The organism is Methylomonas sp. DH-1 (assembly GCF_046097555.1).
Classification (GTDB): Bacteria; Pseudomonadota; Gammaproteobacteria; order Methylococcales; family Methylomonadaceae; genus Methylomonas; species Methylomonas koyamae.
Map to the genome: position 1 here is coordinate 3,292,105 of NZ_CP143089.1, position 24,674 is coordinate 3,316,778.

Here is a 24,674-nt window from a genome sequence, read left to right on the forward strand (position 1 = left end):
CCGCTAACTGGTAATCACGAAACGCAGCGCATCCAACCGTAACTGGGTATCCTGGATGCATTCGTGAGACAGCATCGTTTGCTGTTTCAGTTGTTCGATTTCTTGCGGTTTGATGCCCGGATTGATTTTTTTCAAGCGTACCAACCGCTTGATCTCGCCGGTCAACGCCGCAATCATCCGGTTGCCGCTCTCGGTCACCAACCTTTGCATCTGCGCCGCGGCCAAGCGTTCGGCCACCTGGATCATGTCCTGAATGTGCTGGCGCTGGCTATGCAAAAACTGGGCGATCTGCAGTTTATCGAAGCTGTCTCCGGTCTCGGTCAAGCTATCGTGGCCGACAACGGCCGTCAGATCTTTCTTGTTTTGGTCGACCAGGACGCGGATTGGAGTGTGCGGCAAAAACCGGCCTAATTGCAGTTCTGCCGGTGCGCTACATTCGGCGACGAACAATAGCTCCAGCAGGAATTGGCCGGCTTTCAACTGCGGATGTTTGACCACGCTGACTGCGGCGTTGCCGGTTTCGCTGGACAAGACCAAGTCCATTGCCGACAGCACCATTGGATGCTCGGCCGTCAGAAACTGCATGTCCTCGCGCGCCAAGGCAATATCCCGATCCACCGTCACCGTCAGGCCGTCGTCCTGCAACATCGGAAAATGGGCGATGCGCAGGTTTTCGCTGGGCCACAAGATATAACAATCGCGGGAATGGTCCTCGACATCGACCCCGTAACAATCGAACATCTCCTCCATGTAAGGCCACAGACTGCCGTCCAGCTCGTTGCGGCGGATCTGCTCCACCAACTGCGCCGCCTCCTGCGGCCGGCAGGAATTCAGCTCCAGCAATAAATCGCGGCCTTTGTGCAATTCTGCTTCAACCCGACTGTTCAAGTCGCGGGTCTTGGCGATCAACACCTCGATTGCCGCCGGATCGCGCGCGCGCAATACCTCATGCAGTTCGCTGCCGAGCAATTTCAGCACTTGCGCCGCGCCAGAACAGTTGTGCCTGAACGCATCCAAACCTTCTTCGTACCACCGGTAGAGCACATGCTGGCCGCTGCCGACCAGATACGGGATATGAATCTGAATCACATGCTTCTGCCCGATCCGATCCAGCCGGCCAATGCGTTGCTGCAATAAGTCCGGATTTTCCGGCAAGTCGAATAAGATCAAATGGCGGACAAATTGGAAATTGCGGCCTTCACTGCCGATTTCAGAGCAGACCAGCAATTGTGCCCTGCTCTCTTCGTCGGCAAAAAACGCCGCGGCGCGGTCGCGTTCGACGATGCTCATGCCTTCGTGGAACACTGCAGCCATATGGCCGACATGGTGGCGGAGCAACTGTTCCAATTGGATCGCGGTCTCGGCCCGCTTACAAATCAGCAGGGCTTTTTCGTCGCCCAGTGCTTTTAATTGGCCGACCAGCCAGTGCAAATACGGGCTATTGGCCAAATCGGCGCCGTCCTCGCCCTGCAAGGGATAGGCATGGCGTTGCCGGTCCGGAAATCCCTGCACGGTATGCCGCGAATTGCGGTATAGAATCCGACCGGTGCCATGATGGTCCAGCAACAATTTGATCAATTCCTCTCGGGCGCTGCCTTCGGCGGCATTAACCTCGCGCAACCAATTGTCGACATTGTCGTGCTGCAACAAACGTTGCAACAACGCTTGTTGCTCGCCGTCAAGCATTTCGCCGGCGATTAACAGATTCGCCAGGCGGGCAACCGGCTCGAATTGGCCTTCCTCCACCAGGAATTGCTTGAAATCGTAAAAGCGGTCCGGGTCCAATAAGCGCAGGCGGGCAAAATGGCTTTCCTTGCCCAATTGCTCCGGGGTGGCGGTCAATAACACCAAACCCGGTGCCGCGGCGGCCAGTTGTTCGACGAATAAATATTCCTCGCTCGGCGCCTCCGCGCTCCATTCCAAATGGTGAGCCTCGTCGACCACGACCAAATCCCAGCCGGCCTCGAGCGCCTGCTCGCGCCGCTCCGGAAAATCGGCGAAGAACTGTTGGCTGCACAGAATCAATTGTTCGTGTTGAAACGGATTGCCCTCGTCGGCAAACGACATGCAGCGCGACTCGTCGAACAGGCTGAAGCGCAAATTAAAACGGCGCAACATTTCCACCAACCACTGGTACATCAAACTTTCCGGTACCAGAATCAAAACCCGCTGGCTCAGGCCGTTGATCAAGCGGTGTTGAATGATCAAGCCGGCTTCGATGGTTTTGCCCAAACCGACTTCGTCGGCCAGCATGATGCGCGGTTCGGCGCGATTGGCAGCTTGGTGGGCAATGTACAACTGGTGCGGAATCAGCGCCGCACGCGCGCCCTGCAGGCCTTTAACCGCGGATTGCTGGTGTTGCTGTTGCCGGCGCCAGGTCTCGTAGCGCAACAAAAACCAAGCGGTCGGGTCGAACTGGCCGGCAAACAAACGGTCTTGCGGCTTGTTGAATTGAATATGGTGATTCAATTCCATTTCGTCGATTTGCTGTAACCGGCCGTTTTCATCCAAGCCGATATAGGTCAACAGGCCGGCGTGTTGCTGTACCTGCTGCACAGTGATTTTGGCGTACTCCACCGACTCGATAACGTCGCCGGCGCTGAACTGTACCCGCGTCAACGGCGCATTGTCCTTGGCGTAAACCCGCCGGTCGCCGGTCGCTAAAAACAAGACGGTGACGCGGTTGGCTTCGGCTTCGACTACCATGCCCAAACCCAATTCGGATTCGGTATTGCTGATCCAGCGTTGGCCGGGAATAAATTCGTTCATGTATTTCTGTTTTAGTTGATTTCCAGTCGGTGCCGACACGAAGGGTCGGCCGGTTCCCGGATAGCAATATAGTCCGGCCGGCATGGCTGCCGAACCGAAAGCTCCGTTTTGCTGGGCCACGCACATTTCCGCCGCCGGCAAAAACCGGTATAAACTTGAGTCCGACCGATATTTTAACGTTTAACCCAGCCTCGTGACCGCCATGCCGAAACCAATTACACCTCTGCTTGCCGCCGACATCCTGATCGAATTGATCGACCATCCGCAAAGCCCGTTCGTGCTGATCGAACGCAAATATCCGCCTTACGGCTGGGCGGTACCCGGCGGTTTCGTCGACGTCGGCGAAACCGTCGAACACGCGGCGATTCGGGAAGCGAAGGAGGAAACCGGATTGGAGGTCGAACTGACCGCATTGCTCGGGCTGTATTCCGATCCGGCCCGAGACCCGCGCAACCACACCGTTACCGCCGTTTACCTAGCGCGAGCCCACGGCGAACCGTTGGCGGCGGACGATGCGAAAAATTGCGGATTGTTTACATTCGACAGTTTGCCGGCCGTTCTGGCTTTCGATCACGCCCAGGTTATCGCCGACTACCGGCATTATAAACTGACCGGCGCGGTAACGCCGTTGAGAATATAAGATTTTGCTGATTTTACCAGGCCGGAGCTTAGTCCGGCCACTTGGCTCAGGTTTTCAAGCCCAGCACGTCCTGCATGTCGAACAGGCCGCACGGCTTATCCGCCAACCAAATCGCGGCGCGCACCGCACCGTTGGCAAACGTCATGCGGCTACTGGCCTTGTGGGTGATTTCGACCCGCTCGCCTTCGTCGGCAAACATCACGGTGTGTTCGCCGACGATATCGCCGGCACGGATCGTCGAAAAGCCGATGGTTTTGCGGTCGCGAGCGCCGGTTTCGCCTTCCCGGCCGTAAATCGCACAGTCTTTCAGATCGCGTCCCAATGCGGCCGCGACCACTTCGCCCATCCGCAATGCGGTACCGGACGGCGCATCGACTTTATGCCGATGGTGGGCTTCGATCACCTCGATATCGGTGTAATCGCCCATCACTTTCGCGGTCATTTCCAATAGTTTCAGCGAAAGATTGACGCCGACGCTGAAATTGGGCGCAATCACCATCGCCACCTGGTCAGCAGCAGCGGCTATCGCCGCTTTCTGCGCGTCGGAATAGCCGGTGGTGCCGATCACCACTTTTTTCCCGGTCTGGCGGCAAATTTCGATGTAATTCATCGATGCTTCGGGGCGGGTGAAATCGATCAACACGTCGAAGCGATCGGCGACCGCGGCCAAATCGTCGGTCACGACTACCCCGGCCGGCGCCAGGCCGGCCAATTCGCCGGCATCTTTACCGACGGCCAGACTCCCCGGCCGCGATACCGCAACAGTCAATTCGGCCTGCTGCGCAGCCAACGCCGCCTTGATCAAACACAAACCCATGCGCCCGGAAGCGCCGGCAACAGCGATTCTTTGCATGGATTATCCTGTCAACTTGTCGAAGAAATTTTTCACACCGTCCATCCAGCTATGTTCTTGCGGACTGTGGTGTTTGCCGCCGCCGGACAAAGATTCGCCCAGTTTCTCGATCAAGGCTTTCTGGTCCTTGGTCAAATGCACCGGGGTTTCCAGTTGCACCTTGCACAGTAAATCGCCGACCGCGCCGCCCCGGACCGGCTTGACGCCCTTGCCGCGCAAGCGGAACATGCGACCGGTTTGAGTTTCCGGCGGAATTTTCAGCATGACCTTGCCGTCCAGGGTCGGCACTTCCAAATCTCCGCCTAAACAGGCCATCGGGAAACTGATCGGTACTTCGCAATACAAGTTGGCGCCGTCGCGGGTGAAGATCGGATGCTCTTTGACCTGCACCTGTACGTACAGATCGCCTGACGGCCCGCCATTCAATCCGGCTTCGCCCTCGCCAGCCAAACGGATCCGGTCACCGGTATCCACGCCGGCCGGAACTTTGACGTTGAGAGTTTTGGTTTCCTGCACGCGGCCTTGGCCGTAGCATTTCGGGCACGGATCTTTGATCTGCTTGCCGGTACCGCGGCAGGTCGGGCAGGTTTGCTGTACCGAAAAAAAGCCTTGCTGCATCCGCACTTGGCCGTGGCCGTGGCAAGTGGTGCAGGTGACCGGACTGCTGCCTTTTTTCGCGCCGCTACCGTTACATTCGCCGCACGCGACCAATACCGGCACTTTGACGGTGGCTTCTGTACCGCCAACCGCTTCTTCCAACGTCAATTCCAGGTTATAACGCAAGTCGGCGCCGCGCTGTACGCTGCTACGCTGCTGGCGGCCGCCGCCGAAAATATCGCCGAACACGTCGCCGAAAATATCGCTGAAGCTCTCCGCCCCGGTAAAACCGCCACGGCCGCCGCCCATCGACGGGTCGACACCGGCATGGCCGAACTGGTCGTAAGCCGCGCGTTTTTTGGAATCCGACAAAACCTCGTAAGCTTCCTTGATCAGCTTGAATTTTTTCTCCGCCTCTTCCGGATTATCCTTATTTCTATCCGGATGGTATTTCATCGCCATCTTGCGATAGCTTTTTTTAATTTCGGCTTCGCTGGCGTTGCGATCCACTTCCAGCAGTTTATAAAAATCTTCTTTTGCGGCCATTTTAATTTTGGAATTTTTTATTGCTTTTTATTTAAAAAACTATTCAGTCAGTTGAAACGTTCAGAGATATTTTCCAATAATCGTTTACCGTGAATCACAGCCAGGACAGTAACTTGCTTTTCATCAGCCTTATAAACCAACCGGTAGCTGTATACAAACCGTTCTCTGATGATACTGTTGCCGATTTCCGGAACTATTCGGCCAATGTTAGGAGAACTCGGAATTTCTTTGGCTATAGAGAATACTTTACGCACCACTGAACGAGCATAGAATACCGAGTCTTTTGCAATATATTCCGCAATCGAATTCAAATCTTCGACAGCCTCGGGAGACCAAATTAGTCTGAGAGCCATTGTGCAAATTGTTTTTCGACTTCAGCATGAGGAATACCGCCTTCAGATTCTGCACGAGCTAGCCCCTGCTGTATTTTTGCAATCACATATAAATGGTATTGAATATCCTCATAACTGCTTTCTTCAGGCAGCCTGTCTAGCAATTCTTTGACTTCAGAAACCGCGGTTTGCATATCGCCTCCTCAAACAAAAAGGTACGCGATGCGTACCCTACAGAACTACCCTACTTTGGTCACTTGTGTTTTTACATCGTCAATTGCCTTTCGCAATAGAGGATATAATTCACCCAACTTTTTATAACAATTCAATAACCGGGGCTCCCCCTCAACTGAAATATTGCTACCAATCATTTCTTGAGGGGCTATCGTTGATAATCTAGCTTTCAACCTGTCTTTTCCATACACGTACCCATGAAAGGCTGATGCCACTTCAGGGTAATTATCTTCTATTACTAAGAAAATTTTTTCAGCGCTCAAGTTTTGATTTGGGTCAATCCCAATTTCAGCGGCAATCATTCTCAACATACCGTCTAATTCGTAGTCCGTGAATTCCATTTAATATCTCCTATACACAAAATGAAAGCCATATTAGGCATCTTTAAGATATAAACAAAAAAGCGGACGGATTTCTCCGTCCGCCCAGAGTTTTACACCTTACTTCTTATCGTCCTTAACTTCCTCGAACTCGGCATCGACCACATTGTGGTCTGGCTCGGCTTGTTGGCCGCCGGCTGCGTGTTCGTGGCTGCCGGATGCAGCCGCTTCGGCGCCGCCTTTTTGGGCATAGACGCGTTCGGCCAGTTTACCCGATAGTTCGGTCAGGGCGTTGGTTTTGGCTTCGATGGCATCTTTGTCGTCGCTTTTCAATACCGCATGCAGGTCTTTAATCGCCGCTTCGATCGCCGATTTTTCGTCGCTGCTGACTTGGTCGCCCAGCTCTTTCAGCGATTTTTCGGTAGCGTGGATCATGCCTTCCGCCGCGTTGCGGGCGGAAACCAGCTCTTTCAGCTTGCGGTCTTCGTCGGCATGGGCTTCGGCGTCCTTGATCATGCGTTCGACTTCGTCGTCGGACAAACCGCTGGAAGCTTTAATCACGATGGACTGCTTCTTGCCGGTGGCTTTGTCTTTGGCAGAGACGTTCAAGATACCGTTGGCGTCGATATCGAACGAGACTTCGATTTGCGGAATGCCGCGCGGTGCCGGCGGGATATCTTGCAAATCGAAACGGCCCAGCGATTTATTGCCGGACGCCATTTCCCGCTCGCCTTGCAATACATGCACAGTCACCGCGGTTTGATGATCTTCGGCGGTCGAGAACACTTGCGAAGCGTTGGTCGGGATCGTCGTGTTTTTCTCGATCAATTTGGTCATCACGCCGCCCAGAGTTTCGATACCCAAAGACAACGGGGTAACGTCCAGCAACAACACGTCTTTAACGTCGCCGCCCAATACGCCGGCTTGAATCGCCGCACCCAAGGCCACCGCTTCGTCAGGGTTGACGTCTTTGCGCGGCTCTTTGCCGAACAATTCTTTAACGAACGCCTGCACTTTCGGCATCCGGGTTTGACCGCCGACCAGGATCACGTCGTTGATTTTTGCAGCCGAAATACCGGCGTCTTTGATCGCTTGCAGGCAAGGACCTTTGGTACGTTCGATCAAGTCGTCAACCAAAGACTCCAATTTGGCGCGAGTCAATTTGACGTTCAAGTGTTTCGGGCCGGAGGCGTCGGCGGTGATGTAGGGCAGATTGATGTCGGTTTGCTCGGCTGACGACAATTCGATTTTGGCTTTCTCGGCTGATTCTTTCAGACGTTGCAAAGCCAAAGGATCGTTGTGCAAATCGATGCCGGTGTCTTTTTTGAACTCGCCGGCCAGGAAATCGATGATGCGTAAGTCGAAGTCTTCACCGCCCAAGAAGGTATCGCCGTTGGTGGCCAAAACTTCGAACTGGTGCTCGCCTTCGATTTCGGCGATTTCGATAATCGAAATATCGAAAGTACCGCCGCCTAGGTCATAAACCGCGATAGTGGTGTCGCCTTTAGGCTTGTCCATACCGAACGCCAGTGCAGCGGCGGTCGGTTCGTTGATGATGCGTTTGACATCCAAACCGGCAATACGCCCGGCGTCTTTAGTGGCTTGGCGCTGCGAGTCATTGAAGTAAGCCGGCACGGTGATGACCGCTTCGGTCACTTCTTCGCCCAGGAACGCTTCGGCGTCTTTTTTCAGTTTCATCAACACGCGGGAAGACACTTCCGGCGGCGCCATTTTTTTACCGTGGCATTCCACCCAAGCGTCGCCGTTGTTGGCTTCGATGATTTTGTAAGGCACCATTTTGATGTCTTTTTGCACCGCGTCTTCTTTGAAACGACGGCCGATCAAACGTTTGATCGCAAACAAGGTGTTTTCCGGATTGGTTACGGCTTGGCGCTTAGCGGATTGGCCGACCAATACTTCGTTATCGTTGGTAAAGGCGATGATGGAAGGCGTGGTACGGGCGCCCTCGCTGTTTTCGATGACCCGCGCGGTGCCGTTTTCCAGTACGGCTACGCAGGAGTTGGTGGTTCCTAAATCGATACCGATCATTTTGCCCATTGAAATTCTCCAGACTTGAATAAGTGGTAAGTTAAAAAGTTGTTAGCGATATGCGGTTGATCGTTTGATTTTCAAGCCTGCTCATCGATTTTTGCGCCGTCGGCCGGTTTGTCGGCAGCCTTCGCCACCACGACCATGGCCGGACGCAACAAACGGCCGTTCAGAATGTAACCTTTTTGAAATACGTTCAATACCGAATTCGGCTCGGCGGTTTCGCTGGGTTGCATAACCATGGCCTGGTGGAATTCCGGGTTGAACGGCTGGCCCAGCGGGTCGATGGTTTCGATGTTGAATTTGGCGAATACCGATTCGAATTGTTTGACTGTGAGCAAGCTGCCCTCGCGTAACTTGACCACTTCCGGGCTGTCGCCGGATGCGGCCTGAATCCCCAATTCCAGACTGTCCAGCACGCTGAGCAATTCCTTAGCGAATTTAGCCAAGCCGTATTTGCGCTCGTCGTCCAAATCCTTTTGTACCCGTTTTTTCAAATTCTCCATTTCGGCCTGAGTCCGCAAGGCTTTATCCAGATTAGCGGCCGCCTGTTGTTGGGCTTGTTCCAATTGCTGGCGCAAGGATTCGATGCTGACCGTTTCTTCCGCTGCCGGCTCTTCGCCGCCGGCTTCCGCCGCGGCCGGTTTGTTTTGCTCCAGTACTTCGGCGATCAGTTCGGCGTCCGTCTGCTGTTCGTGACTCGATTGCTGGTGACTCATAGTTTCTCCATGGTTCTAATTTTTTGAGTTGGGCTAACGATAAGGGCTTTTATTTCGGATTCAAGGCCGCGCCCAATAATTTTGCCGTGACGTCGACGAACGGAATCACCTTCTCGTAAGCCATCCGGGTCGGACCGATCACGCCCAGCACGCCGACGACTTCGTCGTTGACCGAGTAAGGCGCGGTTACCAGGCTGCAACGCTCGAACACGCTGTAGCCGGACTCTTCGCCGATAAAAATCTGGACGCCGTCGGCCTGCAGGCATTGGTCCAACAAATGGATCACGCCGCGTTTCTGGCTGAAGGCTTCGAATAACTGTTTGAGCCGGTCCATGTCCGACAGCTCGGAAAAACCCATCAAGTTGGTTTCGCCGCTTAACACATAGTCGTCGTTGGGCTGCTCGGCAAAGGCCAGTTGCGCCATGTTGACCGCATCGATCATGCCCTGGTTGACCGAATGCCTGTCTTTTTCCAGATCCTTGACCACCAATTCGCGAATTTTGGCCAAACTGCGGCCGGTAAAGACCGAGTTCAAATAATTGGCGGCCTGCTGCAACTCGGCCGGCGAAAATTGTTTTTCGGTATGGATGATCTTGTTATGCACTTCTTCGGTATCGGTGACGAAGATCACCAGCAGCCGGGTACTGGACATCGGCAAAAACTCGATGTGGCGCAGGGAGACGCTTTCGCGGCGCGGTAAGGTTACGACGCCGGCCATTTTGGTGACGTCGGACAGCAGCTTGGAGGCCTTGCCCAACAAATCGCTGGCCGTCTCGGTCTCGCTGAGCAAGCCGGCCTGCAACTGGTCCAGCTCGCTGGACGCCAACGGCCTGACCGTCAGCAGGCTATCGACGAACAAGCGGTAACCGCTGACTGTCGGCACTCGCCCGGCGGAGGTATGTGGCGAATGGATCAAGCCCATCTCTTCCAAATCCGCCATCACGTTGCGGATACTGGCCGGGCTTAGTTTCAAATTCGGATCCTTGGACAACAGGCGCGACCCGACCGGTTGGCCGTCTTGGATGTAACGCTCCACCAGGGTTTTGAGCAAATAAAGCGATCGTTCGTTTAAATCCTGTCCGCCAGCCACATTCGGTACCTTCGAAATTCGTTAGCACTCCACACTGCCGAGTGCCAACAGCAAAACTATCAGTTGCCCCAACCCTTGTCAATGTCGGGTAAACCTTAATCCGGGCCGGAAAAAACGGGGTTTGGCCTTATTACGCACCGGCTTGCCCACTACCGGCGGACAAACCGGCTCGGCTTATCTAAACTTAAAGCTCCTAGCAACCCGACCATTGTGACCGATGCTCACCACCCCGAAACGCGAAACCCGCGATTTTTTGCGCGCTGCGCGACAGACTTCCCCGTACGGGGCAAAGTCTGCCTGAGGTTCCGGGCATGAACGGCAACAAACACATCCTGTTCGTCGACGACACCGAGCACGTGATCAGCGGCATCAAACGCCAACTGCGCCCTTACCGCGGGCAATGGCATCTGCACTTCGCCACCTCCGGCAAACAAGCCCTGGAGCTGATGCAGCGCCAACCCATCGATTTGATCGTTTGCGACATGATGATGCCGGAAATGCGCGGCGACGAATTATTGGCCAAGGTCGCCGCGGCCTACCCCGGCACGGTCCGCATGATCCTCAGCGGCTATGCCGACGAAACCAGCTTGCGCCTCGGCCTGGAAGTGGCGCATCAATATTTGGCCAAGCCTTGCAGCGCGGAAATCTTGCGGGAAACGATCTGCCAAATCTTCAAAATCCAGGCTTGCGTCAATAATCCGCGTATCGCCGCGGAAGTTGGCGAGGCCAGCCAATTGCCGAGCCTGCCGAAAATTTACCACGAGCTGAACGCCGCGATCGGCGACGAACGCGCCACCAGCACCCAAATCGCCGATATCTTCGCCAAAGACATGGTGCTTTCCGCCAAACTGCTGCATTTGGTCAATTCGCCTTATTTCGGCTTGCAGCGAACCGTGTCGAATCTGACCGACGCGATTAATCTGATCGGCCTGAAAAAACTCAATAGCCTAGTGTTATCGGTACACGTCAAAACCGCCTTTCCGGTCAACGATCCGGCTGTGGAACGGTACATGGAGTATCTATGGCAGGACGCCGCCCGGGTGGCCGAACTGGCGCGGCTGATTGCGTTATCGGAACGGCAAAGCGAAGACAGGCCTGACCAGGCTTATTTGGGCGGCCTGTTGCACAATATGGGTTTGCTGATTTTTATGTCGCGCTGCGGCGATAAACTGAAAATCCTGGTGGAACAAGCCATAAACAGCGATAAGCCGCTGGCGGAACTGGAGTTGTCCATCTTCGGCTTTACCCGCGCGGAAGCTGCCGCTTACGTGCTAAGTTTATGGAAAATACCGCCGCGTATCATCGAATCGATTTTGCTGCAAAACACGCCGAGCGATTCCGAATACGACGGCGTCAACGCACTGACCGCAGTACACGTAGCATCATGCTTGCTCAACCCTGCGGTGGCGCCCGGTTACGGCCGTTTGTTCGACATGGCGCTGGACCAAACCTATTTGCAGCGAATAGGCAAGCTGGACCGTATCAGCGAGTGGCGGACACTGGCCGAGAAGGTCACGGCAAGTTTCGCGAAAAAAATAGGAGGCTGAGATGGCGGATACGCCGCAAGACAAAATTCTGTGCGTAGATGACGAGCAAAATATATTGGACATGTTCAAACGCACACTGGGCCGCCAGTTCGCATTGTTTACCGCAAGTTCCGCCGCAGAGGCGCTGCGCATCTTGCAGCAGGAGCGCGACATCGCTGTGATCATGTCCGATTACAGCATGCCCGGCACTAACGGCTTGGAGTTCCTGCAGCGCGCCGGCGAGATATCGCCCGACAGCGTGCAAATTGTGCTGACCGGCAACATCGAGTTGGACGTCGCCATCAAAGCGATTAACGAAGCCCACATCTTTCGTTACTTGCCCAAACCTTGCCCGATGGAGGTCACCAAAAAAATCATTGCCGACGCGCTGGCGCAATACCGGCTGGTGGTCGCCAAGCGCCAATTAAGCGAACAACTGGAACAGAAAAACCTGGAATTGCTGCAACGTAACGCCGAACTGGCCGAAAAACAGGCGCTCCTGGAACACGAGCTGGAGACCGCCAAAATCGTTTGCAGCAAATTCGGCAAATACGGTTACCAAGTGCCGGACGGCCTGGACTTTTTCATCTCGGCCAAGGAGGCGGTGGGCGGCGACTTCATCCTGAACGCCGTCAGCCGCGACGGCCGGGCGTTTTATCTGATGATGGGCGATTTGACCGGCCACGGTTTGCAGTCGGCGCTGGGCGGATTATTGGTCACCGAAATTTTCGACGAACAATGTCCGGACCGTCCGCCCCTGCACGAGTTGGCCTCTATCATTAACCGGAAAATGTGCCGTAAATTACCGACCGGTTTGTTTTGTGCGGCCGCGCTGATGGCGTTGGATTTGGCCGAAGGCCGTTTGCAGGTCTGGAACGGCGGTATGCCGGATATATACTTTTTGGACAAGCAGGGCAGCATCGCCGATAAAGTACACTCGGCAAATCTGCCGCTCGGCATTGCCGCCGACGCCGGCCTGATCGGCACCATCGCCGACTACGACATCGGCGACATCGAGTCGGTGTTTCTCTACAGCGACGGCGTTACCGACCAAATCGGCGCCGATCTCGGCTTGTTCGGGGCGGAGGCTTTACAGCGCGCGCTGACGGCCGCTCCTACTGCAGCAAGGCGTATCGACCGGGTGGTGGCGCAGTTGCGCATCCACCAGCAGCAACAGCCGCAAACGGACGACATCTCGATGGCCGAAGTCAATTTACCGCTTATTTGCCAGACTCTGACGATCCGATGAACGCAAGCGCCGGTTTTTTACCTAAAGCAGCGCAGTCGGGCTCCACTGCCGCGCTGCGCCACGCCGGAGCCTGAACATGTTTGTCGAAGCCGAAGACCATTCCAAAATACTGGCAGTCGACCCGAATCCCGCCTTGCGCAACCGGCTCGACGCGATGTTCAACGGCAGCGCCCGAGCATCGTTGGAATTCGCTGCTGAAAATCTGAGTTATCAGTTTCTAGGCTGCTCCAGCGCGGCTGAAGCAACTGCCGCCGTTCGTAGCGGCATCGAGTCCGGACAAGTGTTCCAGCTGGCATTGGTCGAAAACAGCCTGCCGGACGCCCAAGGCTTGGATCTGATCCGCAGCCTGTGGCAAGCCGATGCCGACCTGCATGTCGTATTATGTTGTGCCAGCCAGGAGCTGAGTTGGGAACAAATTGCCGCGAAATTGGGCGAAAGCGACCAGTTGTTGATCTTGGAAAAACCGTTCAGCGATCTGGAACTGCGCCAGATAATCCACGCCGCGTTGGGCAAATGGCAGTCGCACAATGTGATGCGCTATATGGAGCAACAAATCGAGCTGCGCACCCAGGCCATCGAACAAGCCAACAAAAACCTGCTGCAAGCCGAAAAACTGGCCGCGGTCGGCCAGCTTGCCGCCGGTATCGCCCACGAAATTAACACGCCGGCGCAATACGTCGGCGACAATCTGCAAGCCATCGGCGATTTCTTCGCCAGCGTTACCCGCCTGCTGGAACAGTACCGCAAATTACTCGCGGCACAGGGCGAGCATCGGCAATTGATCGATCAATTGGAACAACAGGCCGATCTGGCATTTATCCTGGAAGACGCGCCGCTAGCCATCGCCCAATCGTTGGAAGGCATTTCTCAAATCGTCCGTATCGTGCAAGCCATGAAAGGGTTCTCGCATAGCGGACAAAGCAATGCCGGCTGGGTCAACGTGAATCTGGCGCTGGAGAATACGTTGCTGATTGCCCGCAACAGCTACAAATATGTGGCAGAAGTCGAAACCGATTTCGGCGACGTGCCGGCTATCGAATGCTTCCCGGGAGAATTGGCCCAGGTATTTTTGAACATCATCGTCAACGCCGCGCAAGCGATCGAGGACGGCAAAAAAGGCGGCGGTAAAATCGTGATCCGCACCGCGGCGGTCGGCGATTGCGTCGAAATCCGGATTGCCGACAACGGGCCGGGTATCCCGGAATCGATTCGCGACCGCATCTTCGACCCGTTCTTCACGACCAAGGACTTCGGCAAAGGCAGCGGCCAAGGCCTGCATATCGCCTACCGCATCGTCAACCAGCAACACGGCGGTTCGCTGAGCTTCGCCAGCGAAACCGGACAGGGTACCGAGTTTTTGATACGGCTAAACCGGCAATTGCGCCGTTAAGCGCATCGCCGGCCGCCTAACCCCGTTATTCCTGCGCCACGAAGCGCTTCCGCTCCTCAGCGCTCTTGCCCAATGCCTTGGCCATCCACGGCGGCGGCGCGTCGAACACTTTCTGGAATTCGCGCAGTTGGTCGGTGGCTTCGATCACGTCCGGAATCTTGATCGGGTAAATGTCGGCGCGGATCACTTTGGCCGCCGCCGGACCGCCGATAGACTGCACGAACAGCACATGGCAATCCTTGATCAGTTCGGCGCGAAACAGGTTTTTGTCGTCGGCGGTGTCGGCATCGACCGTGGAGCGGATATCCACCAGCCGCATGTCGTCGCGCGACAACTGGTACACCAGGAAGCGGATGCAGGAGCCGAAATGGCCGTTCAATAATGCGCCGCTGTTCGACGCAATCGCGACCCGGATCGACTCCGGCAAATCGCCGTCCTTGTAAGGCATGATTTCCGGCAAACCTTCGTCCCCGTCTTCCTCGCCCCACAGGTAGCGTACGGCCAGTTTGATGTTGGCCAGGCCGATATCGATGTCCTCGCCGTCCTCCTCGCCGTCGTGGCTGCCGATGCCGGTTTTTAAGTTGGTCACGGTAATCGACTTCAACTTCTCGTCCGTCAGCGGCGAGCCGGCTTTTTCGTGCAAGATGCCGATCAGCGTCGCCACATCGACGCCGGGCAGCACGCGCGACGCCAACGCAATCCGCAACGCCAAATCTCGTGATAATTGTTCCATAGCCTCACCTTTCAAGTTTGTGCTGCTCTTTCCAGTCGGCATAACCGCCGGCCAGACTGTAAACCGCTTGGAAGCCGAAATCGCCGAACATTTCCGCCAAATGTTCGCTGGCGTGGCCGTAATAGCAATAAATCAGCAGCGGCTTGGTTTTATCGGCCTTGCGCAGCAGCGAATCGCGCAGTTGTTCGTGCACGTGCATCGCGTTTTCGATGTGGCCGGCCCGGTAATCCTTCAAGTCGCGGCAATCCAGAATCATCGGTTGCTGCGCGGCTATCAATTGCTCCGATTCGGCGACGGAAACCGTTTTAAAGTTTTTCATGCTCGCTCCCAATCTGGATCAAGCCGCGTTATACCGGACCGTAGCTGGCTTCGCGCTTGACTTCGATGGTTTTGCCCAGCGCCGTTGGGTAATCCACCGTTTCCGCTTTGAATTTAAAACCTTTGGCGGCTTCGTAAACGGTTACCACCTTATCTTCGGCCGACTGGCCTTTCAGGTCGGATTTTTCGATGTAGAGCAATTCCATGGTTTCGTTCCAGACCATGCCTTCGCTGTAAGGCAGTAATTTGAACTTGACGCCGCCGATTTCGACTTCCAGATTGCCGGCGATGTTTTCTACGTAAATCAACGCCAGGGTTTCCGGAGTCAGCGCAGATTTGTATTTCTCGACAAACGCTTCCAGCGAATCCAGCAGGTAAACCATGCCGTTAATGAACAGGATTTTTTCGTTATCGGCCAACATCGCGGCTTGATGGATCAGCAGCTTGGGCGGATTGCGGTCGTTGGGATTGGTGGCGCCCTCGCGCATTACGCCTTCGACCAATACCAGATCGCCGCGCCAGGCCGAAACTCCGGCCATGCTGGTCTTGCCCAGCACGGAAGTAATGTTTAAAAGGCCTTGGCTGTCGTAGCTCTCGAATAACATCGGAAAAGTCTCCTGTCGCATGAATGGAATCGTGTTACTTGGGAACAAAGCAAGAGGCTTGCCAGCTTGTTAAAGCCTTATCGAGATTGAGATTATTCGGGCGGCGTCCGTAGTGTGCGGCGGCAAAACCAACCAATTCGGCATAGAAACGGCCGACATTGTCGCAAAACCGACATTGGCTTCGGACTCGCGCCGCCGCCTGTGTAGCATTTACGACCATACAAAGGGCTGATCCGGCCGAACAGCGCCTGCCGCTGGTGGCCCGGCTACTAAGACAGACCTACGCCGCGCCGGATTTGCAGCGGCCTCGCTCGGCCGTAGGCATAGAAGCCGGCGCCAATTCAATTACGCATACGACAATGATTCGCAGGCAATTGGCTACCGCTGCCGACAGCCATGGTTGCCTGAGCCGAATTATATAGTCCCGCATTTTCGTTATTTACATGAGCACATAACGGCAAGTAAGCTAGCCGGAGATTTTATCTGGCCGAAGCGTAAGCCCGCTCCGGCAAGTCGATGTCTAGCACTACTGCACGCGCAGCGTATTAACTTCGATATCCGGTTGAACCATGAAACCCTTACCAATCTGCAACACGTGGGCGGCTATCGCCGTCGGCGGCATTTACCTGGCCGGCACCGCGACCGTAGCGCAAGCCGCCGAGAAGAAAAGCTACAGCCGGCCGCCGTTTGCCGTTTTTTCCAGCCAAATGCCGGACGCCTTACTGGGCAACGACAAATACGAAAAGCCGGTCTGGAATCTGCACGACAGCCTCGGCTTGCCGAAATGGCTATCGGTCGGACTGGAGCAGCGTACCCGCTACGAAACGCTGGATAACGCCTTCAAAGCCAACGGCAAAGGCGGCGACCAGCAAATCGCGCTGCAAAGCGACCTTTGGCTGCAGGCCGGTTTCGATGCCTTCCGCCTTGGCGCGGAATTTCTGGATGCCCGAGCCTTGGCAGCCGACAGCGGTTCCGGCATCAACAACACCCACGCCGACCAGGCCGATTTCATCCAGGGCTACCTGGCCTGGGCCAAGCAGAATATTTTCTACAGCGGTCTCGGTTTCGAAGTAGTGGCGGGCCGCCAAACCCTGAATCTGGGCAGCCGGCGCCTGGTGGCGCGCAACGCGATGCGCAATACGATCAACACCTTTACCGGCGTTAAATTGCGGCTGCTGGACTACAACGCTTGGCAATTCACCGGCTTCGTCACGATGCCGGTCAACCGCTATCCGACCGCTGCATTAGATTTGCTCGAGGAAACTCACGAATTCGACGAGGAAGACACCCACACCTGGTTTTCCGGCGGGTTCTTGGAGCTTTACAATTTGCTAGGTAACACCAGCGCCGAAATCTATTTGTACCATCTGGACGAAGGCGACAGTATCCGCAATCCGACCCGCAACCGCCGCTATTTCACGCCGGGAGCTCGGTTATTCAGCAAACCGGCCAAGTCCAGTTTCGACTTTCAATTGGAGACGATCGGCCAGTTCGGCACGGTCAGAGCGACCAGCGGCGCCCGCGACGGGCTGGACCAACAGCACAGCGCCTGGTACCAGCACGCCGATGTCGGCTACAGTTTCGATGCGCCCTGGTCCCCGCATCTGACACTGGAATACGATTACGCCAGCGGCGACGACAATCCGAATGACAATAAAGAGCAACGGTTCGATACCCTTTACGGCGCTCGCCGGTTCGAGTTCGGCGCCACCGGCATTTACGGTGCGTTCGCCCGTACCAACGTCAACTCGCCCGGCGCTCGAATCACGTTTTCGCCGCGTGGCGATGTCCAGGCATCGGTGTCGCACCGCTTGTTCTGGCTAGCCTCGCCGACCGACAGTTGGGCCGGCACCGGCTTGCAGGATAAAACCGGCCGCAGCGGCGATTCGGTCGGCCAACAATTGGAATTGACGACGCGCTGGGACGTGAACAGCAGCCTGAATTTCGAAACCGGCTGGAGCCATTTGTTCAAAGGCGAATTCGCCAGAATCGCGCCGTCCGCACCGCGCACCCCGGATACCGATTATTTTTACCTGCAAAGCCTGCTCAGGTTTTAATCCGGCTTGCAGGCGTCGCCGAATCCGGCTGCGTTCTCGAGGAAGTTTTCTAGCAGCAGCGGCCGGCAGCCTTCGGCCTCGGCCAACGCTTTGTCCTGCGGCAGGTTGTAACCCCACAAGGCAAAGCCGAGCCGTAAATCGGCCAACTCGGCATGCTTGCGTACGTTCTGCAGCGAGGGCAGCCGATCTTCGACAAAATAGAGCGGCCGGCCGGGGTGCGAGCGCTGCAACCCTTTCAATACCTCCGGCTTACTCATGTTCCGATCCAAACCGAAGATGCGGTCGGCGGCCAGTTCGATATCGTTCGCAGTCAGGATTTTCTTGACGAAACGCTCCTGCTTGGTGGTAACCACGTACCAGACATGGTCCCTACCCAAACGGCGCAGTTTTTCGGCCATGCCGGCGAACAGCGGATTCACGGCAATCCAGCCCGCTCTGTCTTCGGCTATCCATTGGTCGCGGGTATCGCCGAACAACTGTTTCAAGCCCGCCACCGTCAAACCCGCTTCCGCCATTAAGGCTTGCGCCTTTTCGCCATAACCGGCGTAAATCGACTCGATAGTTTCGCCCGCATGCAACAGCCGAATCACCAAGATGGCTTCGTAGCCGGTTTCTATGATCGGGCGCACCGCGCGGAATTGCTCGACCAATTCCGGCGGAGCGGTTTCGGCCATGCCGCTCCAAATGGTGGCAGCGGCTTTCCAGCCGGTCAGCGCGGTTTCCAGTGCGCTGTCGCAAATCACGCCGTCGAAGTCCAGCGCGTAGATAATTGAATCAGTCATTAACAAACCAGGGGTGCGGGATAAAAGGCGGCTATTGTACCGAACCCGGCCGCCGATAACCGCGACCGCGTCACTAAGCCGAGCCAAACCCGGCCAAAATCAACTATTTCAACGAATTATGCTATAAATCCGAGCGGGCCAGCGCAACGGCATCCCGGACTTGAGCCGGGTGCCGGCGACGGCCGCGCTGCTTGCGGACGCCGGGCAGCCACTACAAAAACACACAGCGCGCCCAGTCGGGAAACCGGGCCGGCTTTGTAAATAACAACACTCTTTCAAAGGGGGACCGTCATGTTGGAAACTTTATCGATTCTCGGCATATCGCTGCTGCTATTGGGCATTGCTATTTGGGCCTTCGTCCGCCATCGCCGCAAGGTCCAGGCCGCCACATCGGCGATAACATCGCAACCGCCGCAAGCGCCGATCAAATCCGATCAGGCAATTCCGCAAACCAGAACCGAAGCGGCGCCCGCAGCGCCAACCCCTATACCGGCACCCGCGCCGGCTATTAGGCAAGCAGAACCAAGCCTGGCTCCGGCGGTTACGGCCAATACCGAACGCGTGCCCGAAGACTCGGTATTACGCCGCCACTACCAAGCCGCCAAATTGGCCGAGAAGGAAGCGCTGACCAACCCGTATCCGACCGATTCGGTGTTGCGCCGGCATTACGCCGCCGCGCACGGCGCCGATTCGGCTCCAGGGCGAATCGGCGAAAACCGGCCAACCAGGACGGTGGCCGAATCCTGCCCGCCGCCGACGTTAGCGGTGGCCGCAGAACCCGGCATTCCGCAAGATTCGGTGCTGCGGCGGCATTTCTTGGCCCGCCTGGCCAATCAGATCGAAAGCGAACTGCCGGTCAAACCGTCCGACTCTGTGCTGAGACGGCATTACGAGACCATCGTCGCCCAAAAACTGCAACAATACCTGGCACGGATGCAGTCGGCTTAAGCGCCGGGTGTGCGTTGACAAATCCGCGGCCAACGGTAATCTGCAGCCGTTCGCGCCGCGGTTTGTCGTCTTGCGTATCGAACTTGGATACCCCTTCCGGCCAATTTTCGGAAGGCCGACACAATTCGGGCCACGGCGGTGTGCAACCATGGCCTCGCGACAAGCTACCGTTCTTTACTCCGAGCTAAGTTTTCACTATGAGCGATATTTACCAATTTTCCGCCGTGAACATACACGGCGAAGCCATTTCGCTAGCCCAATTTCGCGGCAAAGTCATTATGGTGGTCAACACGGCCAGCCGCTGCGGTTTCACGCCGCAATACCGCGGCCTGGAAGCGTTGTACCAAACCTACAAAAGCCGCGGACTCGAGATACTGGGGTTTCCGTGCAACCAATTCGGCCAACAGGAACCGGGTTCCAACCAGGAGATTGCCGGATTTTGCGAAACCAACTACGGCGTAAGTTTTCCGATGTTTGCCAAAGTGGACGTGAACGGCGCCGATGCCGACCCGCTGTTTCGTTATCTGAAAGCGGCCGCGCCGGGCTTGTTGGGAAGCCAATCGATAAAATGGAATTTCTGCAAATTTTTGATCGGCCGCGACGGCACTGTGTACAAACGTTACGCACCCTTCGTCGCGCCGTCGGCGTTGAGCCAGGATATCGAGCGCTTGCTGGCCGCAGCCTAACCCTTATGGCGACCCGAAACTTTTCACCCAGTCTCCGGGCCGAACTACGCCCTGCGCGCCGGAATCCAGACTACCAGCCGCAGTGTTGGCGCTGACTTCATTGATCGTCAAAATTCCGACCTGGTCGCTCAAGCCCCGCCCGCTGGGCGCAATGCCGGCTGCCGAGTAGACCATCAGCTTGTCGCCCATCCTGATTTTGTCCTGAGCGCCGGCCGCAATCACGATGCGATTGTTTGCCGACTCCAATACCCGGGTGGTAAACGGATAACAACCGAACAAGCGGTGCAAATCCTCGCTGGCCTGCTGGATCAATTCGCTGATTTTATGCCCCGACGGCGTGTCGTTGAAACGCTCGCTGCCGACGTTATAGCCGTTGGGCAGCGAGACATCGCCCAGGATCGACGCACTGTAGCGTTGCTGGAACAGCAGCACACCGCTGAATCCGTCGTGGACGAATACGTCGAAATCGATGCTGCGCCGGCCAATGAAGTCGCGCGCCATCGATTTGATTTCGGCCAATACACCTGTGCCCCTGACGAACTCGGTCGATTCGGTACGAAACCCGCGGATTACGCCGGACAGCACAAACTGGGCGTTATATTGGCGGGCGACGTTGACGATCACCGACTCGGCGGAGCCGGTGGTCGGCAAAATTTCGGGCGCAATATCCGGCCGGGAATACAACACGGCGTTGGTCAGATTACGGCCGATAAAATCGCCGGTTTCCATCAACCGGTTATTGATCTCGCGCGGGATGCCGCTGAACAAGTCCTGGCTTTCGCTGCTACTGACCTGCTCGGCGTTCATGATCGGAAAACCGGTAGCGACGATTTTTTTGCGGTACGGCGACGCGCAATGTTGGCGCTCGGACAATACCGCCAAGGCCTGAACCCGATAGACCTCGCCGTCCTGCCATTCGTCGACCACCTTGATGTCGCTGATCATGGCTCCGGCCGGATTGCTGCGTTTCAACTGCGACGACGCCCGCTGCACCGCATCGTCTATCGCTGCGCGCCGCGCGTCCTCGACGCCGCCGGCGCCGATGGCCGCCGCGCCTTGTACGCTGGTTTGCCGTCCGGAAACGTTTGCCTCAGAGTCGCTGGCACCGCTTTTATGCAACACGCCGCCGTCGCAGGCGGCCAACACCAACGCCAGTAGTAACGGCAGGATCAGACTGTTAAAGCGAATTAAAGAAGCCATTGAACAGGAAATATTGCAGAAAGCCACGTGCACCAGTATTGACTATCCCTTGCGCGTCGTAAAGTCCGGCATCCAGCAAAACGTCGTCCAGAATGTTCGGTCGTTTGGAGAAACCGCTGACGTAATACAGGTCGTTGCAATCCCGCGAGCCGCAAGCCAGATTGGCCGACGTTACCGTCGCCTCCTTATAGCCCAACCGGGTGAACGGAACTTTATTGTCTTGTTGCAAACATTGGTCGACGTTGCCGGTACCGCCGCTCATGCAACGGTAAAAACGCGGGCTTAATTGCAGCTCCAATGTCGCTTTCAGCGTGTCTTTTACCGTGCGGTAGTCGGATGCGGCGGCGCCGCGCAAATAGGTATCGAGATAAACGCGGTAAGTTTCGTCGCGCATCACTTTGGCGCCGACCGTATCGCCGCCGTCCAGCGGCTCCCGGTACAGCTGGTCGGCCAAGCTGCGGAACGCCTCCAGCTTGGCCGCCTGTTGCGCTTGCAACCAGCGTTGGTTGACCGAAAGCCGGCCGCTGTTATCGAAATTGCTGAAGCCGCTGGCACGTAAGGTTTTAGTCTGCGCCGCCGTCTCGGCATTTTTAGCGCCGGGGCCAGCACAGGCCGCCAAGGCCAAACAGGCCGCCAAACCGATTAGTCGCAACGTTTTCATAACCCCTCCTTTAGCATGCCTAAGTCATCGACTGGGCCGGACTTTTCTTGAGGGGAGCACCGAAAAATTAGCGCGGCAAAGCCGGCAAAATCGCGTTTCCGCGCCGAATCCTCAGGCGCGGGCGGCGTCGCCGCTGACCGACCACAATTTTTCCAATTGGTACAGCTCGCGGGCTTGCCCGGTCATCACGTGCACAATCACGTCGCCCAAATCCAGCAAGATCCAATCGGAACTCTGGTCGCCTTCCAGGCCCAGCGGTTGCAGGCCGTTCTCCTTAACTTTTTCGACCACGTAATCGCATAACGATTTGGCGTGGCGCGACGAAGTACCGGTGGCGATCACCATAAAATCGGTGATGCTGGTCTTACCGCGCACGTCTATGGTTTTGATATTCAGGCCCTTGCGAACGTCGAGTTCGGTTTCGACCAGTTTCACTAACGCTTCTGATTGCATTCGAATTCCTATTGATCAGTAGTTGCTTGATAAAGTTGATGCTGACGGATCAAAGCAATAACCCGATCAGGCAATAAAAACTGTGGACTGCGGCCGGCCGCGATTAAACGGCGGATTTCGGTGGCGGAAATCGCCAAAGCCGTTACCGGTTGGAAATAAATCCGTCCGGCTGGGGCGTCGCTCAACAGCCGGGAATCGTCGGCCAGCCGCTGTTGCAAAAAATCCGGTAACGGCCGGTGCTGGAAGCCGGGCCGGGTCATCACGACGACATGGGCCAACTCGAACAAACGCTGCCACCGGTGCCAGCGTTCCAAGCCGGCAAAGGCGTCGGCGCCGATGAACAGCAGTAACGGCGTATCGTCAGCCAATTCGCCGCGTAAGGCCGCCAAGGTATCGACCATATACGACGGCCCGTCGCGCTCCAGCTCGCGCCTATCGGCGAAAAATCCCGGCGTATCGGCCACCGCCGCCGCCAGCATTTGCATCCGAATCTCGGCGTCGGCTTCGGGTTGGCCGCGATGGGCCGGCAGCCGGCACGGAATCAGGTGCAGCCGCTGCAATCCGAACAGTTCCTTGACTTCCAGTGCCGTGCGTAAGTGGCCGTAATGGACCGGATTGAAGGTGCCGCCGTAGACGCCGATCATTTATTGGCGGATATGGCCGTCGCCGAGCACGACGTATTTCAACGAAGTCAGACCGTGCAAGCCAACCGGCCCGCGGGCATGCAGCTTATCGGTACTGATGCCGATTTCGGCGCCCAGACCGTATTCGAAACCGTCGGCAAACCGGGTGGAGGCGTTGACCATCACCGAGCTGGAATCGACTTCGCGCAGGAACCGCCGCGCCAACGTGTAATCCTCGGTGACGATAGCTTCGGTGTGGGCCGAGCTGTAGGTGTTGATATGGTCGATCGCTTCGTCGATATCGGCCACGATCTTGATCGACAAAATCGGCGCCAGATACTCGGTATGCCAATCTTCTTCGCTGGCGCGGACGGCCTGTTTCACCAACGAACAGGTTTTCAGGCAACCGCGCAATTCGACGCCCTTCTCCGCGAATTTTTCGGCCAAAACCGGCAACACCGCCGGCGCGATGCTTTCGGCGACCAACAAGGTTTCCATCGCGTTGCAGACGCCGTAGCGGTGCGTTTTGGCGTTCAGCGCAATCGCCACGGCTTTATCGATATCGGCCTTGCCGTCGATATAGACATGGCAAATGCCGTCCAGATGCTTGATCACCGGAATCGTCGCTTCGGCGCTGATCCGCTCGATCAGGCTCTTGCCGCCGCGCGGCACGATTACGTCGACATACTGCTGCAGCCGGACCAGTTCGCCGACCGCGGCCCGGTCGGTGGTTTCGACCACTTGTACCGCCTGTTCCGGTAGGCCGGCCGCGGCTAAGCCTTTGGCGATGCAGGCCGCGATTGCCCGATTGGAATGTATGGATTCGGAACCGCCGCGTAAGATGCAGGCATTGCCGGATTTCAGGCACAAGGCCGCCGCATCGACGGTAACATTGGGCCGCGATTCGTAGATGATGCCGATCACGCCCAGCGGCACCCGCATCTGCCCGACCTGGATGCCGCTGGGCCGGTAGCCGAGGTTGCTGATTTCGCCGACCGGGTCAGGCAAGGCCGCGACTTGCTTCAAGCCCTCGACCATGGCGCCGATGCGGGCCGGCGTCAACTCCAGCCGGTCCAGCGAAGCCGCATCCATGCCGTTGGCTCGGCCGGCCTCCAGATCCTTGCGGTTTTCGCCGGCCAATTCGGCACCGGCTTCGGTAATCGCTGCGGCGATTTTGAGCAAGGCATCATTTTTCCGGCCGCTATCGGCTTTGCTGATTTCTCGGCCGGCCTGTCTGGCTTGGCGGCCGAGTTGCTGCATATAGGTTTTTATATCCACGGCTTGACTATCCGAT

25 protein-coding genes are annotated in these 24,674 nt (G+C 56.5%); 7 read left to right on the forward strand and 18 right to left on the reverse strand.

The features are described 5' to 3' along the window. Window positions 1–3: 3 nt before the first annotated feature. The gene (gene rapA, locus VXJ35_RS14930; protein ID WP_064023537.1) at window positions 4–2,769 is read right to left on the reverse strand and encodes an RNA polymerase-associated protein RapA; all 2,766 of its coding nucleotides are present in this window, start codon (window positions 2,767–2,769) and stop codon (window positions 4–6) included. Window positions 2,770–2,971: 202 nt separating this feature from the next. On the opposite strand from rapA, the gene VXJ35_RS14935 reads away from it, so the two are divergent. Then, complete coding sequence (locus tag VXJ35_RS14935) at window positions 2,972–3,409, forward strand: NUDIX hydrolase (protein ID WP_054758582.1); 438 nt, start codon at window positions 2,972–2,974, stop codon at window positions 3,407–3,409. Window positions 3,410–3,455: 46 nt separating this feature from the next. Here the strand turns inward: VXJ35_RS14935 and dapB are convergent, their stop codons facing one another. The 8 genes from dapB to hrcA form a co-directional block, all read right to left on the reverse strand. After that, the gene (gene dapB / locus VXJ35_RS14940) at window positions 3,456–4,262 is read right to left on the reverse strand and encodes a 4-hydroxy-tetrahydrodipicolinate reductase (RefSeq protein WP_064022175.1); all 807 of its coding nucleotides are present in this window, start codon (window positions 4,260–4,262) and stop codon (window positions 3,456–3,458) included. 3 nt (window positions 4,263–4,265) lie between these two features. Beyond that, window positions 4,266–5,405 carry a molecular chaperone DnaJ gene (gene dnaJ / locus VXJ35_RS14945; protein ID WP_064022176.1) on the reverse strand — a complete coding sequence of 380 codons (1,140 nt, stop codon included), beginning with the start codon at window positions 5,403–5,405 and terminating at the stop codon, window positions 4,266–4,268. A gap of 47 nt (window positions 5,406–5,452) precedes the next feature. Beyond that, complete coding sequence (locus VXJ35_RS14950; RefSeq protein WP_082880944.1) at window positions 5,453–5,758, reverse strand: type II toxin-antitoxin system RelE/ParE family toxin; 306 nt, start codon at window positions 5,756–5,758, stop codon at window positions 5,453–5,455. Further along, window positions 5,743–5,931 carry a hypothetical protein gene (locus VXJ35_RS14955; RefSeq protein ID WP_064022177.1) on the reverse strand — a complete coding sequence of 63 codons (189 nt, stop codon included), beginning with the start codon at window positions 5,929–5,931 and terminating at the stop codon, window positions 5,743–5,745. The genes VXJ35_RS14950 and VXJ35_RS14955 overlap by 16 nt, the downstream gene beginning before the upstream one ends. A gap of 45 nt (window positions 5,932–5,976) precedes the next feature. Further along, entirely contained in the window at window positions 5,977–6,312 is a 336-nt protein-coding gene (locus VXJ35_RS14960) for a hypothetical protein (RefSeq protein WP_064022178.1), read from the reverse strand. Window positions 6,313–6,411: 99 nt separating this feature from the next. Continuing rightward, window positions 6,412–8,349: a molecular chaperone DnaK gene (gene dnaK / locus VXJ35_RS14965; RefSeq protein ID WP_064022179.1), complete on the reverse strand. Its 1,938-nt coding sequence runs from the start codon at window positions 8,347–8,349 to the stop codon at window positions 6,412–6,414. 71 nt (window positions 8,350–8,420) lie between these two features. Then, window positions 8,421–9,059, reverse strand: coding sequence for a nucleotide exchange factor GrpE (gene grpE / locus VXJ35_RS14970; RefSeq protein WP_064022180.1), 639 nt, complete (start codon window positions 9,057–9,059; stop codon window positions 8,421–8,423). 49 nt (window positions 9,060–9,108) lie between these two features. Continuing rightward, window positions 9,109–10,149: a heat-inducible transcriptional repressor HrcA gene (hrcA, locus tag VXJ35_RS14975; RefSeq protein WP_064022181.1), complete on the reverse strand. Its 1,041-nt coding sequence runs from the start codon at window positions 10,147–10,149 to the stop codon at window positions 9,109–9,111. Window positions 10,150–10,460: 311 nt separating this feature from the next. On the opposite strand from hrcA, the gene VXJ35_RS14980 reads away from it, so the two are divergent. The 3 genes from VXJ35_RS14980 to VXJ35_RS14990 all read left to right on the forward strand — a co-directional run bounded on the left by VXJ35_RS14980 (window position 10,461) and on the right by VXJ35_RS14990 (window position 14,314). After that, a complete protein-coding gene (locus VXJ35_RS14980; RefSeq protein ID WP_064022182.1) occupies window positions 10,461–11,696 on the forward strand; it encodes a response regulator in 1,236 nt (411 codons plus the stop codon). A gap of 1 nt (window position 11,697) precedes the next feature. Beyond that, window positions 11,698–12,924 (forward strand): SpoIIE family protein phosphatase, encoded by a 1,227-nt coding sequence (locus tag VXJ35_RS14985; protein ID WP_064022183.1) that lies wholly within the window; start codon window positions 11,698–11,700, stop codon window positions 12,922–12,924. A gap of 76 nt (window positions 12,925–13,000) precedes the next feature. Continuing rightward, window positions 13,001–14,314 (forward strand): ATP-binding protein, encoded by a 1,314-nt coding sequence (locus VXJ35_RS14990; RefSeq protein ID WP_064022184.1) that lies wholly within the window; start codon window positions 13,001–13,003, stop codon window positions 14,312–14,314. A gap of 25 nt (window positions 14,315–14,339) precedes the next feature. Here VXJ35_RS14990 and VXJ35_RS14995 read toward each other — a convergent pair whose 3' ends face one another. The 3 genes from VXJ35_RS14995 to VXJ35_RS15005 are packed head-to-tail and all read right to left on the reverse strand — an operon-like array spanning window position 14,340 to window position 15,970. After that, window positions 14,340–15,047, reverse strand: coding sequence for a dinitrogenase iron-molybdenum cofactor biosynthesis protein (locus VXJ35_RS14995; protein WP_054758558.1), 708 nt, complete (start codon window positions 15,045–15,047; stop codon window positions 14,340–14,342). Between the two features lie 4 nt (window positions 15,048–15,051). Then, on the reverse strand, window positions 15,052–15,366 hold the full coding sequence (locus VXJ35_RS15000; RefSeq protein ID WP_054758556.1) for a thiosulfate sulfurtransferase GlpE: 315 nt from the start codon (window positions 15,364–15,366) through the stop codon (window positions 15,052–15,054). A gap of 28 nt (window positions 15,367–15,394) precedes the next feature. Next, window positions 15,395–15,970: a hypothetical protein gene (locus VXJ35_RS15005; protein WP_064022185.1), complete on the reverse strand. Its 576-nt coding sequence runs from the start codon at window positions 15,968–15,970 to the stop codon at window positions 15,395–15,397. A 569-nt stretch (window positions 15,971–16,539) separates the two neighbouring features. Between VXJ35_RS15005 and VXJ35_RS15010 the strand changes: the two genes are divergently transcribed. Continuing rightward, a complete protein-coding gene (locus tag VXJ35_RS15010) occupies window positions 16,540–18,027 on the forward strand; it encodes an alginate export family protein (RefSeq protein WP_064022186.1) in 1,488 nt (495 codons plus the stop codon). On the opposite strand, the gene VXJ35_RS15015 is transcribed toward VXJ35_RS15010, so the two are convergent. Next, window positions 18,024–18,809, reverse strand: coding sequence for an HAD family hydrolase (locus tag VXJ35_RS15015; RefSeq protein ID WP_064022187.1), 786 nt, complete (start codon window positions 18,807–18,809; stop codon window positions 18,024–18,026). The two genes, VXJ35_RS15010 and VXJ35_RS15015, sit on opposite strands and share 4 nt — an antisense overlap. A gap of 291 nt (window positions 18,810–19,100) precedes the next feature. Between VXJ35_RS15015 and VXJ35_RS15020 the strand changes: the two genes are divergently transcribed. Beyond that, the gene (locus VXJ35_RS15020; protein ID WP_064022188.1) at window positions 19,101–19,757 is read left to right on the forward strand and encodes a hypothetical protein; all 657 of its coding nucleotides are present in this window, start codon (window positions 19,101–19,103) and stop codon (window positions 19,755–19,757) included. Between the two features lie 197 nt (window positions 19,758–19,954). Continuing rightward, entirely contained in the window at window positions 19,955–20,443 is a 489-nt protein-coding gene (locus VXJ35_RS15025) for a glutathione peroxidase (RefSeq protein WP_064022189.1), read from the forward strand. Between the two features lie 3 nt (window positions 20,444–20,446). Here the strand turns inward: VXJ35_RS15025 and VXJ35_RS15030 are convergent, their stop codons facing one another. The 5 genes from VXJ35_RS15030 to VXJ35_RS15050 all read right to left on the reverse strand — a co-directional run bounded on the left by VXJ35_RS15030 (window position 20,447) and on the right by VXJ35_RS15050 (window position 24,640). Further along, window positions 20,447–21,643, reverse strand: a complete 1,197-nt coding sequence (locus VXJ35_RS15030; RefSeq protein WP_231914753.1) for a flagella assembly protein FlgT middle domain-containing protein — start codon at window positions 21,641–21,643, stop codon at window positions 20,447–20,449. After that, window positions 21,621–22,304: a hypothetical protein gene (locus tag VXJ35_RS15035; RefSeq protein WP_064022190.1), complete on the reverse strand. Its 684-nt coding sequence runs from the start codon at window positions 22,302–22,304 to the stop codon at window positions 21,621–21,623. Before VXJ35_RS15035 ends, VXJ35_RS15030 begins: the two co-directional genes overlap by 23 nt. A gap of 111 nt (window positions 22,305–22,415) precedes the next feature. Next, complete coding sequence (rsfS, locus tag VXJ35_RS15040; protein WP_054758539.1) at window positions 22,416–22,757, reverse strand: ribosome silencing factor; 342 nt, start codon at window positions 22,755–22,757, stop codon at window positions 22,416–22,418. Window positions 22,758–22,765: 8 nt separating this feature from the next. Next, window positions 22,766–23,401: a nicotinate-nucleotide adenylyltransferase gene (gene nadD / locus VXJ35_RS15045; protein ID WP_064022191.1), complete on the reverse strand. Its 636-nt coding sequence runs from the start codon at window positions 23,399–23,401 to the stop codon at window positions 22,766–22,768. Beyond that, on the reverse strand, window positions 23,402–24,640 hold the full coding sequence (locus VXJ35_RS15050) for a glutamate-5-semialdehyde dehydrogenase (protein ID WP_082881101.1): 1,239 nt from the start codon (window positions 24,638–24,640) through the stop codon (window positions 23,402–23,404). Between the last annotated feature and the right edge of the window lie 34 nt (window positions 24,641–24,674).

Coding starts and splice junctions, on each gene's coding strand:
- grpE (WP_064022180.1), bottom strand. CDS start 9,059: ATGAGTCACCAGCAATCGAGTCACGAACAGCAGACGGACGCCGAACTG.
- dapB (WP_064022175.1), bottom strand. CDS start 4,262: ATGCAAAGAATCGCTGTTGCCGGCGCTTCCGGGCGCATGGGTTTGTGT.
- dnaK (WP_064022179.1), bottom strand. CDS start 8,349: ATGGGCAAAATGATCGGTATCGATTTAGGAACCACCAACTCCTGCGTA.
- rsfS (WP_054758539.1), bottom strand. CDS start 22,757: ATGCAATCAGAAGCGTTAGTGAAACTGGTCGAAACCGAACTCGACGTT.
- dnaJ (WP_064022176.1), bottom strand. CDS start 5,405: ATGGCCGCAAAAGAAGATTTTTATAAACTGCTGGAAGTGGATCGCAAC.
- VXJ35_RS15050 (WP_082881101.1), bottom strand. CDS start 24,640: ATGCAGCAACTCGGCCGCCAAGCCAGACAGGCCGGCCGAGAAATCAGC.
- VXJ35_RS15005 (WP_064022185.1), bottom strand. CDS start 15,970: ATGTTATTCGAGAGCTACGACAGCCAAGGCCTTTTAAACATTACTTCC.
- nadD (WP_064022191.1), bottom strand. CDS start 23,401: ATGATCGGCGTCTACGGCGGCACCTTCAATCCGGTCCATTACGGCCAC.
- rapA (WP_064023537.1), bottom strand. CDS start 2,769: ATGAACGAATTTATTCCCGGCCAACGCTGGATCAGCAATACCGAATCC.
- VXJ35_RS14950 (WP_082880944.1), bottom strand. CDS start 5,758: ATGGCTCTCAGACTAATTTGGTCTCCCGAGGCTGTCGAAGATTTGAAT.
- VXJ35_RS14935 (WP_054758582.1), top strand. CDS start 2,972: ATGCCGAAACCAATTACACCTCTGCTTGCCGCCGACATCCTGATCGAA.
- VXJ35_RS15000 (WP_054758556.1), bottom strand. CDS start 15,366: ATGAAAAACTTTAAAACGGTTTCCGTCGCCGAATCGGAGCAATTGATA.
- VXJ35_RS14995 (WP_054758558.1), bottom strand. CDS start 15,047: ATGGAACAATTATCACGAGATTTGGCGTTGCGGATTGCGTTGGCGTCG.
- VXJ35_RS15010 (WP_064022186.1), top strand. CDS start 16,540: ATGAAACCCTTACCAATCTGCAACACGTGGGCGGCTATCGCCGTCGGC.
- VXJ35_RS14955 (WP_064022177.1), bottom strand. CDS start 5,931: ATGCAAACCGCGGTTTCTGAAGTCAAAGAATTGCTAGACAGGCTGCCT.
- VXJ35_RS15020 (WP_064022188.1), top strand. CDS start 19,101: ATGTTGGAAACTTTATCGATTCTCGGCATATCGCTGCTGCTATTGGGC.
- VXJ35_RS14985 (WP_064022183.1), top strand. CDS start 11,698: ATGGCGGATACGCCGCAAGACAAAATTCTGTGCGTAGATGACGAGCAA.
- VXJ35_RS15035 (WP_064022190.1), bottom strand. CDS start 22,304: ATGAAAACGTTGCGACTAATCGGTTTGGCGGCCTGTTTGGCCTTGGCG.
- VXJ35_RS15030 (WP_231914753.1), bottom strand. CDS start 21,643: ATGGCTTCTTTAATTCGCTTTAACAGTCTGATCCTGCCGTTACTACTG.
- VXJ35_RS14960 (WP_064022178.1), bottom strand. CDS start 6,312: ATGGAATTCACGGACTACGAATTAGACGGTATGTTGAGAATGATTGCC.
- VXJ35_RS15015 (WP_064022187.1), bottom strand. CDS start 18,809: ATGACTGATTCAATTATCTACGCGCTGGACTTCGACGGCGTGATTTGC.
- VXJ35_RS15025 (WP_064022189.1), top strand. CDS start 19,955: ATGAGCGATATTTACCAATTTTCCGCCGTGAACATACACGGCGAAGCC.
- VXJ35_RS14980 (WP_064022182.1), top strand. CDS start 10,461: ATGAACGGCAACAAACACATCCTGTTCGTCGACGACACCGAGCACGTG.
- VXJ35_RS14990 (WP_064022184.1), top strand. CDS start 13,001: ATGTTTGTCGAAGCCGAAGACCATTCCAAAATACTGGCAGTCGACCCG.